We start from the raw sequence: 17,393 nt of genomic DNA, 5'->3' as shown, positions 1-17,393 counted from the left end.
GGATAAGCTATACCTTACGTGCTCTATGGCCGAAATTCTCGCATTTTCTACTTACACTTCGCCCTACTTGTGATACGGTTCAGCTTAACGGGGGGATCGGCGAAAAAACGAAAGGAGCTGCCGCGTCACAGGATTGTCAATCTTTTATACCCGATCCAAGTGCTATGATCAAGCCTTCATACACATGCACTGAAGGCCGCCGAGCTACTCGGCGGCCTGACGTATGTTCAATTATCGTTCTCCGCTAGTTTAATAAAATGCCTCCTTCTCAAAACGAAGTGATGTTTGTTATTTAAGACGACGTCTTGTACAAGCTATTAGTTGCGTTATTCTGCCTTTATCTTAAGAGGCCGCCCGATCGATCACTGGCAATCCCGTTATGAAGCACAACAGGCTGTCCGGATAATCGGCATCCTGTTGAATTAAAGGGCAGGATAGTTGAATAAGACCGAAACAAAATAAGAGAATTATCGTTTATTAGAATGGAGCATTTTACCAAATACGGGTCTAGAAGCTGCTGTAGGTCGCTTAACTGGCGTATATTATGAACCCAAAAACGATATGCATCATTTTGTTTTTATTTGTAAGGTGGTCGACATTCAACAACCTCAGCCAGATGCGGAGGAAGTAACCGAATGTAAATTTTTCAAAGTAGACGATTTGCCTAGACCTATTAGTGACTTTACCATTTCACGTATACAGGATGCTTTGAATACTAATAGTAATCATTTGTTCCATATTATTGGACTGAGACAGTGGTTTGAATAATAGGACTATTTAACTAACAAGGGACGATACTTGAACGGCTGCTGCGGAGCAGTCGTTATTACGATAACGGGTCTATATGGAATTTCTATCTATTAGCCAAAAAGGAGGGTTATTTTGAAACGAGTTGATGTAGCTTCTGCCTTAATTGAAGACAACAGCGGAAATATACTAATAGTTAAGAATAAAAAGGGAGACTCATTCTATTGGGGGCTTCCAGGGGGGGCAGTTGAGGAAGGAGAAACACTAGAACAAGCTGCAATCCGTGAAGTTAAAGAGGAAACCGGATTTAACATAGTCATTACTGGCTTAAATTCAGTAAGAGAAATGTTCTTTTCGGAAGCAAAGCACCATGCTGTTATTGTTACTTTTATAGCAAAAGTCGTCGACGGAACAATTGATATTATGGACCCGGATAATGATATAGCCGAAGTAAAATGGGCAAATATCGAAACAGTGAAGAAACTAATGCCATCCTTATTTGACATGCTTAAAATAAACTCCAATGCTAACAAATCAATGGCTTTTTATGCGTTTGAAGGGGTCAAATAACTAATTTGTTACAAACCGAGTGCAAGGGACAAAGCAACAAGACGTTACGACGGCCACGATAGTGAAATTAATCAAGCGGCAGCCAGCTGGGATCGATCTTCAGGGGATGTAAACGATGGGTTGGTTGGAGAGGATGAATAGCGCCATGGATTATATCGAAACGAATTTGGCTGGTAATATCTCATATGATGACATCGCGCAGATCGCCTGTTGCTCTACGTATCATTTTCAACGAATGCTTCCGTTCATTACTGGAATCTCGTTATCCGAGTACATCCGACGTAGACGATTGACATTGGCGGCTTTTGAACTGCAGACAACCGATGCAAAGGTTATCGATGTAGCCATGAAATATGGATACCAATGCCGGAAGCGTTCGCACGGGCGTTCAAAAATCTCCATGGGATCATGCCGATATCTGCGCGATAAAGGCGTGTCTCTAGAGGCCTATCCAAGCTGGAGCCCATATTGATAAAGAACCTGTATTTACTAATGATTTCGGTTATTTCACCTTTTATGATCCTAACGGGCACTATATTCGGGCGGTCGAAGAAAGAGGCGCGTACTTCGACTTGAAACAAAGAATGAGTTCAACACTCAAACGGGATCTGACTGAGCATGAGAATCAATTGCTATGGGGCCTATGTGAAAAAACTAGCATTGAACAGCAAAAATTTCTCAGCTCCATCGTCTCGGAAATTCGAGGTTCTTGAGCAGGAGTCACAAAACAATCAGCATACAATCAGAACCAGGTGGAAGGGAGAGGAAGGAACTTACGGGAAACGTTAGTTGCATAACGTTGGCAATATTATAGAACTTAATTTACACATCCCAAGTAGCCACTACTTATTTATATTTCGGTCAACATTGCCAGACGAATTGATGAGTAGTTCTCACCATTAATAGGCTGGCTCTATTCTTTTTGAAGAAGAAGCCTACGTAGGCTTAAATACGGAGGTTTTGGATGAAGGCCAAGAAAAAAACACTAGCCGTTATTCTCGTGTTAGGTGGAATAGTCGGTATGTATTTGATTTTGAATGCCTATATCGTGCTTGATCGAACGGACCAGGAACTAGGGATTTATGAATTCTTAGAGTTAGACGCGGATGCAGAATTAGTCGTTGAAGGCACGGGCACGCACGACATACATGGAGAGTTGGTCTCTACAAAGTTAAAGATTATCCGGGTCAATTGGAACAAGTCCGGGCAGGATTTTGTTGAAGGACAGGTCATAGAGGCAAAAGAGTACCTTGTCGTTTATAAAAACAGACAAGTAAGTGAAATCGGATTTATACCGGGAAGAAGCTTATACGGGATGGGGACAAGCTATAAAAGTATTACTGAAGGGGAACAACGAACTATTCATGTTTCCGTTAGAAAAGCGGAAAATATGATTCGGGTATTGCCTGAAGAGCTGGTAAAGAAGAAATAGATGGAGGTTCCTCATGAACTTGCGTGGACAGCTGGAACCCGTTCAAAGAACGGAAGAATATAAAGAAGGATTAAAGTCTAAAATCGAAGAAATTGAACGTTTGCTTGAAACTAATCAAGCGGCAGATGAAGCCATCGATGCCTTTAACAACCTGACAGGAAGAAGCTATGATGATGATTATTTTCGGCATTATTGGCGTTCGATCTCCATTCAAGAGTTTGTGGATGAAGCGTGCAATCCTTATCCCGTGAAAGTCAGTGATATTCAAACCAATGAACTCATCGAATTAGTACGAAGAATTCAGGACGTGGATACTTACGGCAGCGATACTCGTTTTTATTTGGAGGTATTGATGGCGAATACAAATATGCCGGGAGTATCTGACTTGATATTTTATGAGGATTTAACTCCAGCAGAAATCGTTGAAGAAATATTGCGATACAAACCTATCGTATTGTGAGGATTAGAAGTAATCGAAGCTCTACTATAACCGACAAAGCAGGTGAAGGCTTGTTAAAGCCCATTAGCGAGTTTCCGTGTGATAAGAGAATTGCCGGTATTCATAGTGTCCCCATTACCGATGATGGCATGGTGATCATGGTTTGGGACAAACATGAACTTGCTCTAACGACGGTTGGAGGAAGGCTGGAGAACGAAGAGGATCTTCATGAGGCACTGGACCGCGAAACGGTTGAAGAAGCGGGCATTCTTCTTGATGCTGTGCGCATACCGTTTGCTTCCTGGTATTGGGAGCATACGGATACGTATACGGTTTTTGTTGTTGCCAAGGTGAGTGAGTATGTTGCCATGCCTGAAGGCTTTGAAACCACAGGTCGGGTTGTCATGAATTTTGAGACAGCGCGGCAATTGGTGACTAGAATCGAAGGGGCCGGCCCAAGAATACAAATATTAGAGCTGGCTGAGCAAGCTTATACGGAAGTATTAAAACGTCCTGACAATAAATAGAACAACTAAAGATTGTTTCATGGATACGGAGATGAGGAGCTTGGAGATTTTATACAAAGGCATTTCCATACAAGTCGTTCAAGGAGATATTACGAAAAGAACCGTTGATGTCATCGTGAACGCAGCTAACTCTAGCTTGCTCGGTGGGGGTGGTGTAGATGGTGCTATTCATAGAGCGGGTGGAAAAGAAATTCTAGAGGAATGTGTGAAGATTAGGAACCAGCAGGGCGGTTGTCAGGTAGGAGAGGCCGTCATCACCACAGCTGGTCAGCTACCTGCCTCTTATGTGATTCATACCGTGGGCCCCGTGTGGAATGGCGGGGTCAAGGAGGAGGATGTGCATTTAAAGAATTGTTATCGAAACACTTATTTGTTAGCTAATAAATATAAAGTCGTAAGTATTGCCTTTCCGAGTATCAGTACCGGTATCTATAAATTTCCGAAGCCGCTTGCAGCTGAAATTGCAGTTTCAGAAACAGCCCGTTATGTGGAGACTCATTTACTGGAGAATACCATAAAAAAGATCGAGTTTATTTGCTTCGATGAAGAGAACTATAGCCTATATGTCGAAAGACTAAAGTGTTATTTGTGAAATCATTGAAAAAGGAGATTCAAGAAAATGGATACATATACCAAACCTAATTTCCTGAAATGCGCTCTTGTTACCATAGATACACAAAATGATTTTAGTTTGCCAGGAGCAGTGGCTGAGATCCCAGGTACGGAACAGGTTATTCCTCAGATGAAGAGAATTCTTGAGGCTTGCCGGGCGAAGCAAGTGCCGATCGTGCATGTGATCCGACTGTATAAGACCGATGGGTCCAATGTGGATATTTGCCGAAGAGCACTCATTGAATCAGGGGTACATATTGCAAGCCCTGGATCCTACGGAGCTGACCTGGTTCAATCCATTAAGCCTGAGAATGCCGAGGCATTGAATGACCGGGCATTGCTGCAGGGAGAAATCCAATCTATCGGAAGTCAGGAGTGGGCTCTATATAAACCCAGATGGGGAGCGTTCTACCAGACCGATTTGGAACGGTTTTTAAGAGAACATGACATTGATACGCTTATCTTCACGGGATGCAACTTCCCGAACTGCCCCAGAACAAGCATCTATCAAGCCAGCGAACGGGATTTTAAAGTGGTTATGATCGAGGATGCCATATCCGGCGTTTACGCTAAAGGAATTGAAGAAATCAGGAACATTGGCGTAAGCATTTATACGACGGATCAGTTGATCCAAGCATTAAATTCGGATTAAGAAAGGGCGACCGTCATGCAAGCGCCACAGGAAATTCTTCAGGTATGGCGGATGTTCGATGAGCATCCTATGGAAACGATCACCAAAGCTTGGTATTTCGCTCAGTCCGGTCAAAGGAAGCAAAGAAGCGTGGAGCTGATGAAGGAGCATAGGCAGCAATTTGGCACATCGGGCAATTGCTTTGATTTAGCGATTTGGTTCATGCATGAGCTTTCACAAGAAGGGATTACTTCTTATGCTGTCGGTCATGATTTGAAAACACCAGATGCCCATGTGGCTGTGGTGACCTTAAATGAAGAAGGGCATCGATATTTCTGTGATTTGGGTGATCAGTGGATTCAGCCTATCTTAATTGAAAAGAACCGCGACTCTTACTGTGAGGATGCGTTAGAAGGATTTGTGACCGGAGGGAGAATCAAGGTGGACGCTGGCTCCCATGAAGTCCAATTCAGTTACTTGAGGCCCAATGGCAAAGTCAGCAGACAGAAGTTTGATCTAGAACCGATTCCCTACGACCAGCTTCTAGATGCTGCCAATCACTCCCAATCTCTGCTCAGGCATCCGCTCGTTGAGATGAGGCTATTTCAGCCTGGGGAAGTCTTGCATTGGGAGTTTGATCGATGGCGCAGCTTTATAAGCTCCAACCAGGGGCTAGTAGACGAGTCGAAATTAATCAATAATCAAGAATGGGCAGAAAGAATACATACACGAACAGGAATGGCTCAGGATCTCGTCTATCGCTCCTTGGACATATATTCGCAGCTATAAAGGCGAGTTACTAGGACGATAACTGAAATATGATGAGTAAAGTAGGGGAGGATACGATGTACAAAGCTATCATTTTTGATCTGGACAACACCCTCTTGGATTATACGCGGAGTGAGCTAGATTCCATGCGGCAAACAGTAAGGGACCATAACCTGTTCATTGATGAAGAGGCGAAGTGGGAAGTGTTCTGGCCGACCTATCTCCAGCATAACTTTAAGCACTGGATGGATTTCGTCCATAACCTGGGTCCTCATGCGTCGATTCACGATGTGCTGAGAAGTTCCTTTCGCGACACGCTGAATATGAGCCAGTCTCTTCATGATGAGCTTTCCAATACGTACTGGCATTATTTCTGCAATACCTGTTACTTTGAAGAGGGAGCGCTAGAGGTTCTGAATAAGCTGGGTGCCAGCTATCCGTTCGGCATTATTTCTAACGGCATCCATGAAGCACAACAGAAGAGACTTCTCGCGGGTCAGATACAGGACTACTTTCAATCCATTGTCGTCTCGGATAAAGCCGGGTTCCGGAAGCCTAGGAAAGAGATATTCGACATCGCTCTGCAGGAGCTGAATGTAGACCGCCGCGAGGTTCTGTTTGTCGGAGATTCCTTGAGCGATGACTATCAGGGAGCGCTTAATGCAGGGATCGATTTCTGCTTCTATAACCGAGCGAAGCAGCCCGTTCCGGTCGATATCAAGCCGGCGTACGCCATTCATGAGCTGAAGGAGCTGCTGCAGGTGGTCTAAGGGCAAAGCGGTACAGACCTTCCGGGAACGGAGGATCTGTACCGCTTTGTTTTGCTTCTACCTAGTTTACAGCCATTCGTTGAATTTGCGAATATACCATCTCTTGACGAGCTGAGTCACCACGCAATAGGCCAACAGGGTAGCTACGAGCCAAGGGAAGTAAGCCATCGGCAGCGGCTCCAGACCTATACTTGCGCCGAAGCCACTGAATGGAATATAAATCCCAAGTGCCATGATCAAGCTGGTCAAGAGCACGACAGGGGTGCTTGCCCTGCTCTGGATAAACGGAATTTTTTCCGTACGGATCATATGCACGATAAGTGTCTGGGACAGCAGTCCTTCAATAAACCAGCCGGACTGGAACAATCCCTGATGAGCGGCCGAGTTGGCCGAGAAGATATACCACATCACCGCATAGGTCGTGATATCGAAGATAGAGCTGATCGGACCGATGAACACCATGAAGCGGCTGACGGACTTGGCATTCCATTTTTGCGGTTTGCGCAGATACTCTTTATCCATTCTGTCCCAAGGAATGGAGAGCTGTGAAATATCGTAGAACAGGTTCTGGATCAGCAAGTGAATCGGCAGCATAGGCAAGAACGGGATAAATGCGCTGGCTACCAGGACGCTGAACATATTGCCGAAGTTTGAGCTGGCCGTCATTTTGATATATTTAATCATATTGCCGAATGTAATCCGTCCCTGAATGACCCCTTGTTCCAGAACCATCAGGCTTTTCTCCAGGAGAATAATATCGGCCGATTCCTTAGCGATATCGACGGCCGTATCGACGGAAATGCCTACATCGGCTTCCTTCAAGGATACGGCGTCATTGATCCCGTCTCCCATAAAGCCTACGGTGTGCCCCTTGCTTTTCAGCACACGGACAATTCTTGCTTTTTGCAGCGGATTGACTTTGGCGAATACCGTGGTCTTCTCCGCAATGTCGGCCAGTTCCTCATCGGTGAGCGCATCGATCGCAGGGCCAAGCAACATATCATTGACTTTGATCCCGACATCCTTGCATACCTTGCGGGTAACTGCCGCATTGTCACCGGTGATGACCTTGACGTCGACACCGTTGTCCTTCAAGGCACGGATCGCGGTCTTAGCGGTTTCCTTCGGTGGATCGAGGAAGGCCAGATAGCCGACAAGCACGAGATCGCGCTCATCCTTCAGCCCATAAGGCTCCTGTCTGGAGGCCATTCTCTTCGTGGCAACTGCCAGCACGCGCAAGCCGTCTGTGTTCATAGCATGGGCGAGCGATTGTACCTTCTCGGTGATTTCAGCGGAGATAGGAATCAGTTCCCCTTGCTCGCCGGCCACATGCGAGCAGATACTGAGCATCTCTTCCATCGCTCCCTTGGTGATCAGGAGATGCTCGCGTTCTCTAGTTTCCAGCACGACGGACATGCGCCGCCGGTTAAAATCGAACGGAATTTCGTCGATTTTCGTGTAATCGTTGGCTGCGCCTGCGACTTGTGTATGCTCGGCCTGCTCCAGCACCGCGATGTCCAGCAGATTTTTGAGACCGGTTTGATAATAGCTGTTCAAGAACGCGTACTCCAGCACCTTCACATTTTCTCTGCCTTGAATATCCAGATGCTCCTCAAGAATAATCTTATCCTGTGTTAACGTGCCGGTTTTATCCGTACACAGAATGTCCATCGCTCCGAAGTTTTGGATAGCATTCAGCCGCTTAACGACAACCTTGTTGCGGGCCAGCGTCGCAGCGCCTTTGGCGAGATTCGCGGCTACGATCACCGGCAGCATCTCCGGTGTCAGACCGACCGCGACGGATAGACCGAACAACATCGCTTCCCACCAGTCGCCTTTCGTAAAGCCATTGATGGCAAAGATGATAGGCACCATAATGAGCATGAAACGGATCAGCACAAAGGTAATGCTCTTCACGCCCTTGTCGAAGCTGGTCAGCGGCGCTTTGCCGACGAGCGTGCTGGCCATGGAGCCGAAGTACGTGTTGGAGCCCGTCGCCACGACGACCGCCGTAGCTGTGCCGCTGACGATATTGGTTCCCATATAGCACATATTGTTCAATTCCAGCGCATTCACAGACTTATTTGGCTGCTTGCGTACCAGTTTCAAGGCGCCGCGCGGCAGGGAATCGACTTTCTCAACGGGCATGGCTTCACCGGTCAAGGCGGATTCGCCGACGAATAAATCCTTGGAGACGAGCAGCCTGACATCGGCCGGTACCATGTCGCCAGCAGAGAGATGGATGATATCGCCTGGTACGAGAAGCTCCATGTCGATTTCTCTGCGTTCTCCTTTGCGGATGACGGACGACGTTGTTTTGACCATTGCCTTGAGTCTATCGGCGGTCCGGGCTGAGCGGAACTCTTGGGTAAAAGTAATGATGATGCTGACGGAAACCATCGTTGTGATGATAAGGGCCCCTTGAAGATCATCGTCCGTAAAATAAGAAAACGCGGCCAGGGAAAGCAGGATAAGAATGAACGGATTTTTAAAGCAGGACAGCAGCTGAATGTACCAGGCTGGCGTCTTGTCGTGGGCAATCTGGTTTTTTCCGTGCTTATCCAGCTTAGCCTTCGCGTCGGCTTCGGAAAGGCCTTGAGGCTGGGTATTCAAATCTTCCAAGACATCCTCTTCGGCGGAGATGGAAGCTTGGATGAGACGTTCTGCGATTTCGCGGGTCATTTTTTCTTTTTCTTTCGCCAATTTGTTCATTGGAACTCCTCCTCGTACAGACTGTGAGAGTCTGCTTACTGAATCGAATGGCACACAAAAAGGCTCTCCCTGTGTAACAGAGAGAGCTTCATCCGAACCGATGCTGTGCACTCACAGATCAAGTAAGCATACTTAAATAAACCCACCGAGCGTGATTTTTTTCGCGGGGGAATACGTATGTTAATGATTGGAGTGCAAAGAAAGCATGGTTCTCCCTCTGTGCAGAAAATAAATAAATGGAATGTGAATCGGACATACAACTCGGACTACTATCCATGACGGTATTCCCCCCTTTAACTGCAATCAAGTGACAATAGAAAAACCCTCCAGGCAGCCAGAGGGTTTAAAAAAAGCGCACAAAAAAGCTCTTTCGTCTCCCCCTAGTCGAGTTTTGGCACTATATAACGTAAAGAGACCTGCATCTCTTAGCCACCTTATGAAAAGCCTTAATCCGGCAATCCCTGTTCTACCCATGGGCATCTTTCGATATTTCTGGGCAGTGGCCTATGTTTATATAGGAGCCTCACCTAACGAGGACATATTCAATTTCCTCTGCAATCGTAAGCCTTGGTTTTCTATTTGTCAAGCCTATTTTTTAATGACTTTGTCGGCTCTGAAGTGCCTATTGACAGGTTCAACCAGGAGGGGTAGAATCCATGTGTGCTCCAAACCGCCCCCGGTAGGTGAGGCTTGCGCGCTATACAGGTAGCCAGCCAGGGGGAGACGATGGTTTCGAAGTTTAGAAGTTTATTTGATATAAGAAAGGGGGAACATGGCATGGACAGTAGTACGAGTTATTTATCTGATCGGTTAAATTTCTGTAAAGAGAGAAGTGCTGTACGCGTTCTGCTTCCATGTTCCCCATGCTTGGATAGATACGGTTCCGGGTAACCGGCAGGTATGTTCAGGCAGGTTTATTTGACATGTGCGAGCAGATCATGAACAGGATGCAAGCCGAGGGCTCTCTTTTACAGGGGAGCTCTTTTTTTGTTGCAACGATGATATACAGGCCAAGGAGTGATAACTATGATGATGGAATTTGAAATGGTCATGAAGCTTGTTCTAGCTCTAGTATTCGGGCTGCTTATCGGGATTGACAGACAATTGAAGCAAAAACAGCTGGGACTGCGTCCCAGTATGGTCATTTCCGTAGCAAGCTGCCTGATTACGATCGTCTCGATTCATGCTTTCAGTAAATTCGGCGGTTCCAATCATCCGAATATGGACCCTATGAGACTGGCCGCCCAGATTGTGAGCGGGGTGGGCTTCATCGGAGCGGGCGTCATTCTGCGGAGAAGCAATGAGGTGATCTCGGGACTGACCTCGGCTGCGCTGATCTGGTCTTCGTCAGCTCTCGGAATTACCGTAGGGGCGGGGTTTTATGCGGAAGCCGTGTGCGGTGTTGTGTTATTGATAGCCGCTGTCAATGTGATCCCGGCACTGATCAAATCCCTGGGACCGGAAACGCTGAGCCGTCACGATGTCGCCGTCAAGATCGTCGTGGAGCCCAACTACCGGATGACCGAATTAATTAAAACTATCGAGCGGAAGGATCAAGCCGAGCAAACCAAGAAAGGAGAGTACAAAATCCGGTATATGAAGCTGAAGGACCTCGATAATAACTGTCAGCTGATCGACCTGACTCTCTCCGTACCGGACAATCAGTACACCACAGAGATTTACTACTACATCAAGAAGATAGATCACGTTCAAAGCGTGGAAGTGGAGCGTTTGTAAGAACAACAGGCTGTGCATCGGCCCGCTGAAAGGAGAATCGTATCATGATCAAATTGCATCAATACAAATATAAAGAAGAATACACCTACTACATGCTGCAAGCCTTGAAAGAAGGGAGAGGCGAGGCTTTCCGCAAGGATTTCCTGGATCTGCATCCTTCGGATCAAACCGAATTTTTTCTCAGCTTGGACGACAACAGGCGCATGAGGCTCTACACGTGCTTGACACCTGTCGAGTTCGGGGAGATATTCAGCGAGCTTCGGGCCGAGATGCAGAAGAGGATCATCACGGAGCTTGCACGTGAATATGCGGTGGAGATGCTCAATGAGCTGCCATCGGATGATGCCGCTGATTTCATCGGTCTGCTTACGCATTATGAAGCTGATTTTTTCCTCACCCGAATGGAGCAGGAAGAGGCCGAGGATATCAAGCAGCTGCTCGTTTATGAAGAGGGGACGGCAGGATCGTTAATGACGGCCGATGTGTTTACAGTGGCCGGGACGGATACGGCGGCCGAGGTGCTGAATCGGCTGCGGTACAAGAAAACGGACGCCGAGACGATTTATTACTTGTATGTAACGGATCATCAGGAGAGGCTGTTCGGGGTCGTATCGCTCCGCCAGCTCATCATTGCTCCCGCTGAATGCGTCATCTCGGAGATCATGAACGCCAAGCTGATTACGGTTCCGACGGAAGCACAACGGGTGGAGGTTCTGGAGATTATCAAGAAATACGGGCTGCTGGCCGTTCCCGTGGTTACACCTGATGATGTGCTTCTCGGGATTATCACGTTTGATGACGTGGTTTCTTTTCTGTAGAGTATGTTATTAATTGATAATTGGAAATGGAACATCATGAGGAGGACGAAGCCCAAGCGAAGCCGCGGGAGCATCCTTTTTGTTGAACTAACGGAATACGAAACTTGAACGGCTGCTGCGGAGCAGCCGTTATTACTTTAACGAGCGGGCAATTTTGAGTAGAATCATTAAATTTAATGATTGACTAGAAAAGGAATTGAAGGGAATTATCCACTTCTAGCGAATTACCTTGTGAGAAAGGTTCTGGAAAATAATATCCAATCCTATAGGGGGAGAACTGAACGGTGGGACCCAAACAGCAGGTGGAAACTGTCTCCAACTTACAGCTGGGAGATATAGAGGCCTTCGATATTCTTGTCAATACATACCGCGAACAAGCTCAGATGTGGGCAATACGGATTGTTCGAGATTCCCACTTAGCCGAAGATGTAGTTCAAGAATCGTTCCTCCAGATGAAAGGAAAAATCAGCAACCTGCAAGACCCTAGTAAGTTTAATTCATGGTTCCGACAACTGGTACGCCGAATAGCAATCAATCATATTCGCGGCTTGTCCCAAAGCATATTGCCGATAGGAGATATTCCAGAGACAGATGTGAACACCTCTAGGAAAACGAACGCGGAATCCGATCCCTTGCACCAAATGCTTATTCATGAAAAGGAACAAGAATTATTACGGAGCTCGCTTTATTCCCTATCCAAGCAAGCTCGCTCGTTGTTAACTTCGTTTGCTTTAAAGGATGCAACACCGGAAGAATTAGCAATCCGTTTCCAAATGAATAAGAGCAATGTCTACAACATTCTCTCCCGTTCTCGAGCAAAAGCGAATGATGAGCGGTTCCGCTGTGAAGTCGATCAACATATTCGCGAACGAAGACGCCTTGGGTTACCTTCTTCCCACCAATTGCAGCCTCCTTGTTATGGCCGGCCTTATGCTCTGATATCTATACTAATCGGCGAGGTACTTCGGATGGCAGGTGAGCCTGACTGGACTCTTACCAATCTGATGGGCATTTCTGGTGATGCCTTTCGTTTAAATGTTACAAATGACTGCAACTGGCGTAGTATTTCGACGTTTGATTGGAGTTATTCGACTTACCGTACGTTAGAAAGATTAGGTCTAAGCGGTACCTGTTTCGGCAGACCTGGCCGAACATCCATTTCGCCGGAACAACAAATAGATATTCTATCCACGATACAGGATACAATAGTCCGTGGCTTGCCGGTGATTATCTGGAATTTGGAGATTAACGAGTTCGGTTTTGTTTACGGTTATAACGATGAGGACCGCACGATCTCTTACTTTGGTTATAATCGTAAAATCCGAAAGTTTCGATATGAACAATTGGGACGTTCAGGACAAGAACCTGCCCTTTTCATAGCGGCCATACGACAACGTGTGGCTTCACCTGTCTCCGAAAACGAAATACTTGCCTCAATCGTCAATCACGCCAAAGGGAAAGAGCCACCAATTCCAGGTTTCGAGTATGGTCTTCAGGGTTACCGTCTCTGGCTTGAAGCCGTAGAGAGTGAAAGGCTCGATCTTCATGGACATGCTTATCAGGTGGCCATTTTGTCTGAAGCCCGGCATCAAGGTGCCCTATATTTACAAAACTTGTCGGAGAGGACAAATTCCTCTGAACGACAACAACGGTTGGCGGAAGCCGCCGCATGCTATCGACGCGTTAGCGATGCGTTTGCCCAGATGTATCCATCATTTCCGTTCGGTTACGGAGGCAGTCACGCCGACCGCTTCTCAATCATTCGTGGGGGATTGCTCACAGCGTTCGAAGCAGAAATGGAGGGTATTTCATTTTTGGAATCATTAATTCATTAAGTTTGATAGAAAATAACGATTAGTTGTGTCTATAGGATGAAGTTAAAAAATAGGAGGAATCAAACCATGACACACCCGATTTTGCCGTATATGCCAGCAGTTTTTATCCCAGTAAGTAATTTAAAACGCTCTACCGAATGGTATGCGGACTTGCTGGAACTACCCATTGTACCTAAGCAGGATGGCGGAGCTATATACTACTTCAATTTTGATGGAACGGACCTCATATTGGATAGTAATGCTTGGGGATTTCCGCCGACGATCATGTTCGATACGCAAAATATTGATGAGTCGCGTGCATTCTGCGAAACGCATCCCAACGGGTTTATTACAGACGTACAAAGATTTAACGACGTTGCCTTTTTTAATATTAACTCCAACATGGTCTGTCAAGCTCACCGAGCGCCAGAACCTGATCAACCGCAGCCTGCACATGCACAATTAAGCCGTATCAGCCGAGTCATCATTCACGCGGAAAATCTGCAGGATAGCGTTGAATGGTACGAAACGTTTCTGCAGCGTAAGATAGAGACCGACCCTTGGACCAAGGAGCTTCCACTCATTCGAATGGACAGAGGTGCGCATGTACTCATCGATGATAATCGATTAAGTCAATCCCCTCGTGTCTTTTACGATCGTATGCAGCTGGAGTTTCGAGTAAATCCAATCGCAGTGATTGAGACCCAAGATATCGAGGCCGCACTCGACTTTGTCCGTTCCAAAGGAGCAAAAGATGGAGGAATAGAAGCCCGACTGGGAGTTCGTTTCTTCACGTTCTATGACCCAGATGGTAATGGATTAATGGTATGTGAAAACAACTAATTTGGATAGAATCAGCAAAATTGTATAAGTTTCTGCATACCGATCGCAAGAAGTAATGGCATTTCGCAAATGTGGATTAAGCTAACGGAAACGTTAGTTCAATGAAGCACTCTATATATAAACGATCAAGGAGCTGCTCCTGATGGCATTGAGAGTAGAATTCGAAGATCAAGAAAACATTTAAAAAAGGAGCTGTTGAAGACTATGGAAGAAGTTTTTGCAAACGAGAAGTTGGATACTATGTTCAAGCAAAAAGTGCTGAGCAAAATCATAACAAAGGATCCTTTTATTCTTGCGGGGTATCGTTTAGAAGTCCCTTTTCCGGAACTTGGTAAGAATGTTCGGACTTCTGTGAAGAAAATTTATGACCATCTGGAGTTCCTTCCCAATCGGGTCAATAAAGATATTTACTGTTTGATTCCACCACAGATTCTTGACCCGCAGCTTCCGATCTTGTTTGTTGGTATTGAAGTGGCAGGAGAAATCAATCTACCGGAGGGTATGGAAACGATATCTATCCCTCAGCAAAGATATGCGGTTTCAACTTTCAATGGAAAGTTGGATCAATATGATGAATTCCATAGAAGTATTCCGGGTGTCATTACGGAAGAAGGCTTTGAACCCATCGATATGTGGCAGGGATACGGATTCGAGCTATATCCGGAAGAGACTTACAACTGGTCAGATGATAGTTCGATTCAGGAGATACGATTACACTGGGCGATTAAGTAAAAGAAATATAAAGAAAAACTGAGATACCAGGTAATAATGTTGTGCAGGCCACCGCAGCCTGCTCATTTTATGAAACTAACGGAAACGATTTTTAAACGGCTGCTGCGGAGCAGCCGTTATTACGTTAACGGGCAGACTGGAATAATAGGAAAACATTTACATAATAATGAGTATTTGATAACGTAGGTGAAGAGATATTAGCCCTAAATAACTGCATTTGAAAGGAGAATCCGTTTGGAAGAGAGCTTTATTGAAGGTATTGAATACACGGAAGTTCCAGTTTCGGATCTTGAAATGGCTTTAGATTGGTATTGCATTAAATTAGGGGCAAAGGTTTTATTCCAAAACACAGAATTGGCGGCAGTTGACTTTATGACAGGTCCTAGTTTGTTTTTGGTTAAAACGAGTGATCAAACAACATCTACCTTTCTCGTAAATGGGGAAGATCATTATTCCATTGGATTTAAAGTGAAAAACATAGAAGGATTTCATAATTACTTAAAAGGATTAGGAACAAAAGTCAATGAAATTAAAGACGAAGGGGTTGTTGGTAAGTTCTTTACTTTTTATGATCCGTTCGGAAATATGTTTGATGTTCATCATATATCTTCCCACTCATATTGCGAGGAGTGAGGTTCATGCAGAACAATCAAATCGAGATCGTTACTCTTGAAGAGAAGCATTTTGTCGGAGTCCCCGTGACTAATGTTTTCCAAAGGGTTGAGCCGGAAAGCATTAAAGAAGCAAATCAAGTATTTCTTGTTAGAAAAAGCGAGATTAAAGAGATTATGAATCCGCACGTATATGTATGTCCTCATTTTGCGAACGAGGTACTTTTCACTTACATCTATTGTATGGAAGTAACAGGAATTGAGGGTGTTCCGAAAGGTATGATCGGATTCAGTGTACCAAGTCAACGTTATGCGAAGGTAAGATCAATCGATCAAGATCCTTATGCGCTAATTAAATCTTTTTTAAAAGAAAAAGGTTTGGATAATAATCCAAGATCGCTTGCACTTGAAGTATTCAGATTTGGAGAAGAACAACACTTTAATAACGCCGATATCTTTGTGCCGATACTTTGAGAAGCGTGAGGAGCTTTAAATTCCCTCGGGGCACTATAGCTTAACAATCACCAATTCGAGGCTACCGACATGAAACGGCAGCCTCGTTGAACTATCGGGAGATTAGTTTAACGATAACTACCAAAATAAGGTAAAAAATGTTTGTTTTATTTATTTATATTACCTAATTGGGGTGAATGATGTGAAGGAATATTTCGGCGTAGAAAATTCAGTTGGTGTAGCCTACTCACAGGCAGTTAGAGTGAAGGATACTGTTTATATTTCTGGACAAGGTCCCAATACTCTTGAATGTTCGGCAGAAGAGCAGGTCAGGCAAACACTTGAAAATGTACGAAGTGTTCTTGCAGAAGTGGGATTAGATTTAAGGGATGTAGTGAAAGTTACAGCAATTCTTAACTATGATTATGTAACACCCCAACTTTTTGAAAAGGTCTATACGGAGTATTTCCAATCCCCGTATCCAGCCAGAACTGTTGTAAGAAGCGATATTGGGTTCAATGTTCAAATTGATGTAGTAGCTATTATCGAATAAACCTGGAGATTACGACGGGAGGGAACGATGCTTGAACGGCTGCTGCGGAGCAGCCGGTTATTACGTTAACGGGCAGAATAACGCAACGAACAGGAAGTTGCTTGAGTCAAATAGTTGGTTGGAGAAATGTGAAAGGAGTTGAATGAGAAAGATGAAAGCATCATTTTCGCATAAGCCCGAAGGATACGAATGTCCATTTTGTTCAGTTTCGGGTATCGAGCGACCTAATCAGGGAACAAAACAAAGGGATATCATCTATCAGAATGAAAGGGTAACGGCATTTATAGCGAGCAAATGGTGGCCAAACAATAAAGGACACGTTCTTGTTGTTCCTAATCAACATTTCGAGAACATCTTTGAACTCCCTGCAGATTACGCTGTTGAAATTCACCGCGCGGCTCAGCTTACAGCGTTTGCAATGAAAAGTACATATGGATGTGATGGGATTTCTACGCGGCAACATAATGAGCCTGCTGGCAATCAAGACGTGTGGCATTATCATCTCCATGTTTACCCGAGATATGAGAATGATCAACTTTTTCTATGCTGATAAGTTGCGTTCTTGGATAAAGGAAAACATTTAAGGTCTAGGAAGAGCGAATGATAGCCCTAGTAGGAGATGAA

18 protein-coding genes, 1 pseudogene and 1 riboswitch are annotated in these 17,393 nt (G+C 45.2%); of the genes and pseudogenes, 18 read left to right on the top strand and 1 reads right to left on the bottom strand.

Going from position 1 to position 17,393, the window contains the following annotated elements; all coding sequences use genetic code 11:
* Window positions 1–882 precede the first annotated feature (882 nt).
* The 9 genes and pseudogenes from WMW72_RS07280 to WMW72_RS07240 all read left to right on the top strand — a co-directional run bounded on the left by WMW72_RS07280 (window position 883) and on the right by WMW72_RS07240 (window position 6,496).
* Window positions 883–1,317 carry an NUDIX hydrolase gene (locus WMW72_RS07280; RefSeq protein WP_341414769.1) on the top strand — a complete coding sequence of 145 codons (435 nt, stop codon included), beginning with the start codon at window positions 883–885 and terminating at the stop codon, window positions 1,315–1,317.
* Between the two features lie 115 nt (window positions 1,318–1,432).
* A pseudogene (locus tag WMW72_RS07275) lies at window positions 1,433–1,780 on the top strand (helix-turn-helix transcriptional regulator); the annotation flags it as partial.
* A gap of 501 nt (window positions 1,781–2,281) precedes the next feature.
* On the top strand, window positions 2,282–2,749 hold the full coding sequence (locus WMW72_RS07270; RefSeq protein ID WP_341414768.1) for a hypothetical protein: 468 nt from the start codon (window positions 2,282–2,284) through the stop codon (window positions 2,747–2,749).
* 13 nt (window positions 2,750–2,762) lie between these two features.
* Entirely contained in the window at window positions 2,763–3,209 is a 447-nt protein-coding gene (locus tag WMW72_RS07265) for a hypothetical protein (protein ID WP_341414767.1), read from the top strand.
* 50 nt (window positions 3,210–3,259) lie between these two features.
* The gene (locus tag WMW72_RS07260) at window positions 3,260–3,715 is read left to right on the top strand and encodes an NUDIX hydrolase (protein WP_341414766.1); all 456 of its coding nucleotides are present in this window, start codon (window positions 3,260–3,262) and stop codon (window positions 3,713–3,715) included.
* Between the two features lie 61 nt (window positions 3,716–3,776).
* On the top strand, window positions 3,777–4,307 hold the full coding sequence (locus tag WMW72_RS07255) for an O-acetyl-ADP-ribose deacetylase (protein WP_341414908.1): 531 nt from the start codon (window positions 3,777–3,779) through the stop codon (window positions 4,305–4,307).
* A 27-nt stretch (window positions 4,308–4,334) separates the two neighbouring features.
* A complete protein-coding gene (locus tag WMW72_RS07250; RefSeq protein WP_341414765.1) occupies window positions 4,335–4,979 on the top strand; it encodes a cysteine hydrolase family protein in 645 nt (214 codons plus the stop codon).
* 69 nt (window positions 4,980–5,048) lie between these two features.
* Window positions 5,049–5,747: a hypothetical protein gene (locus WMW72_RS07245; RefSeq protein ID WP_341414764.1), complete on the top strand. Its 699-nt coding sequence runs from the start codon at window positions 5,049–5,051 to the stop codon at window positions 5,745–5,747.
* Window positions 5,748–5,803: 56 nt separating this feature from the next.
* Window positions 5,804–6,496, top strand: a complete 693-nt coding sequence (locus WMW72_RS07240; RefSeq protein WP_341414763.1) for a YjjG family noncanonical pyrimidine nucleotidase — start codon at window positions 5,804–5,806, stop codon at window positions 6,494–6,496.
* 66 nt (window positions 6,497–6,562) lie between these two features.
* Here the strand turns inward: WMW72_RS07240 and mgtA are convergent, their stop codons facing one another.
* Window positions 6,563–9,208 carry a magnesium-translocating P-type ATPase gene (mgtA, locus tag WMW72_RS07235; protein WP_341414762.1) on the bottom strand — a complete coding sequence of 882 codons (2,646 nt, stop codon included), beginning with the start codon at window positions 9,206–9,208 and terminating at the stop codon, window positions 6,563–6,565.
* Between the two features lie 370 nt (window positions 9,209–9,578).
* A riboswitch (M-box (ykoK) riboswitch) is annotated at window positions 9,579–9,750 on the bottom strand.
* A gap of 490 nt (window positions 9,751–10,240) precedes the next feature.
* Here mgtA and WMW72_RS07230 point away from each other — a divergent pair.
* The 9 genes from WMW72_RS07230 (at window position 10,241) to WMW72_RS07190 (ending at window position 17,319) form a co-directional block, all read left to right on the top strand.
* Window positions 10,241–10,945 (top strand): MgtC/SapB family protein, encoded by a 705-nt coding sequence (locus WMW72_RS07230; protein ID WP_341414907.1) that lies wholly within the window; start codon window positions 10,241–10,243, stop codon window positions 10,943–10,945.
* A gap of 44 nt (window positions 10,946–10,989) precedes the next feature.
* Window positions 10,990–11,763 (top strand): magnesium transporter, encoded by a 774-nt coding sequence (locus WMW72_RS07225; RefSeq protein WP_341414761.1) that lies wholly within the window; start codon window positions 10,990–10,992, stop codon window positions 11,761–11,763.
* Between the two features lie 284 nt (window positions 11,764–12,047).
* Entirely contained in the window at window positions 12,048–13,598 is a 1,551-nt protein-coding gene (locus WMW72_RS07220; protein WP_341414760.1) for an RNA polymerase sigma factor, read from the top strand.
* Between the two features lie 66 nt (window positions 13,599–13,664).
* The gene (locus WMW72_RS07215; protein ID WP_341414759.1) at window positions 13,665–14,420 is read left to right on the top strand and encodes a VOC family protein; all 756 of its coding nucleotides are present in this window, start codon (window positions 13,665–13,667) and stop codon (window positions 14,418–14,420) included.
* Window positions 14,421–14,624: 204 nt separating this feature from the next.
* The gene (locus WMW72_RS07210; RefSeq protein WP_341414758.1) at window positions 14,625–15,152 is read left to right on the top strand and encodes a GyrI-like domain-containing protein; all 528 of its coding nucleotides are present in this window, start codon (window positions 14,625–14,627) and stop codon (window positions 15,150–15,152) included.
* A 234-nt stretch (window positions 15,153–15,386) separates the two neighbouring features.
* The gene (locus tag WMW72_RS07205) at window positions 15,387–15,785 is read left to right on the top strand and encodes a VOC family protein (RefSeq protein ID WP_341414757.1); all 399 of its coding nucleotides are present in this window, start codon (window positions 15,387–15,389) and stop codon (window positions 15,783–15,785) included.
* Between the two features lie 5 nt (window positions 15,786–15,790).
* Window positions 15,791–16,237 (top strand): GyrI-like domain-containing protein, encoded by a 447-nt coding sequence (locus WMW72_RS07200; RefSeq protein ID WP_341414756.1) that lies wholly within the window; start codon window positions 15,791–15,793, stop codon window positions 16,235–16,237.
* Window positions 16,238–16,409: 172 nt separating this feature from the next.
* Window positions 16,410–16,769, top strand: a complete 360-nt coding sequence (locus WMW72_RS07195) for a RidA family protein (protein ID WP_341414755.1) — start codon at window positions 16,410–16,412, stop codon at window positions 16,767–16,769.
* Between the two features lie 151 nt (window positions 16,770–16,920).
* Entirely contained in the window at window positions 16,921–17,319 is a 399-nt protein-coding gene (locus WMW72_RS07190; RefSeq protein WP_341414754.1) for an HIT family protein, read from the top strand.
* The last annotated feature ends 74 nt before the right edge of the window (window positions 17,320–17,393 follow it).

The organism is Paenibacillus filicis (genome assembly GCF_038070315.1).
In the GTDB taxonomy this organism is placed as follows: Bacteria; Bacillota; Bacilli; order Paenibacillales; family NBRC-103111; genus Paenibacillus_G; species Paenibacillus_G filicis.
Note: the sequence above shows the minus strand (reverse complement) of the source record. Positions and strands in the feature narration are given on the sequence as shown.

What these genes read in the sequence shown, in the direction of transcription:
- WMW72_RS07270 (WP_341414768.1), top strand. Translation starts at nt 2,282, where the DNA reads ATGAAGGCCAAGAAAAAAACACTAGCCGTTATTCTCGTGTTAGGTGGA.
- WMW72_RS07265 (WP_341414767.1), top strand. Translation starts at nt 2,763, where the DNA reads ATGAACTTGCGTGGACAGCTGGAACCCGTTCAAAGAACGGAAGAATAT.
- WMW72_RS07250 (WP_341414765.1), top strand. Translation starts at nt 4,335, where the DNA reads ATGGATACATATACCAAACCTAATTTCCTGAAATGCGCTCTTGTTACC.
- WMW72_RS07245 (WP_341414764.1), top strand. Translation starts at nt 5,049, where the DNA reads ATGGAAACGATCACCAAAGCTTGGTATTTCGCTCAGTCCGGTCAAAGG.
- WMW72_RS07240 (WP_341414763.1), top strand. Translation starts at nt 5,804, where the DNA reads ATGTACAAAGCTATCATTTTTGATCTGGACAACACCCTCTTGGATTAT.
- mgtA (WP_341414762.1), bottom strand. Translation starts at nt 9,208, where the DNA reads ATGAACAAATTGGCGAAAGAAAAAGAAAAAATGACCCGCGAAATCGCA.
- WMW72_RS07230 (WP_341414907.1), top strand. Translation starts at nt 10,241, where the DNA reads ATGGAATTTGAAATGGTCATGAAGCTTGTTCTAGCTCTAGTATTCGGG.
- WMW72_RS07225 (WP_341414761.1), top strand. Translation starts at nt 10,990, where the DNA reads ATGATCAAATTGCATCAATACAAATATAAAGAAGAATACACCTACTAC.
- WMW72_RS07215 (WP_341414759.1), top strand. Translation starts at nt 13,665, where the DNA reads ATGACACACCCGATTTTGCCGTATATGCCAGCAGTTTTTATCCCAGTA.
- WMW72_RS07210 (WP_341414758.1), top strand. Translation starts at nt 14,625, where the DNA reads ATGGAAGAAGTTTTTGCAAACGAGAAGTTGGATACTATGTTCAAGCAA.
- WMW72_RS07200 (WP_341414756.1), top strand. Translation starts at nt 15,791, where the DNA reads ATGCAGAACAATCAAATCGAGATCGTTACTCTTGAAGAGAAGCATTTT.
- WMW72_RS07190 (WP_341414754.1), top strand. Translation starts at nt 16,921, where the DNA reads ATGAAAGCATCATTTTCGCATAAGCCCGAAGGATACGAATGTCCATTT.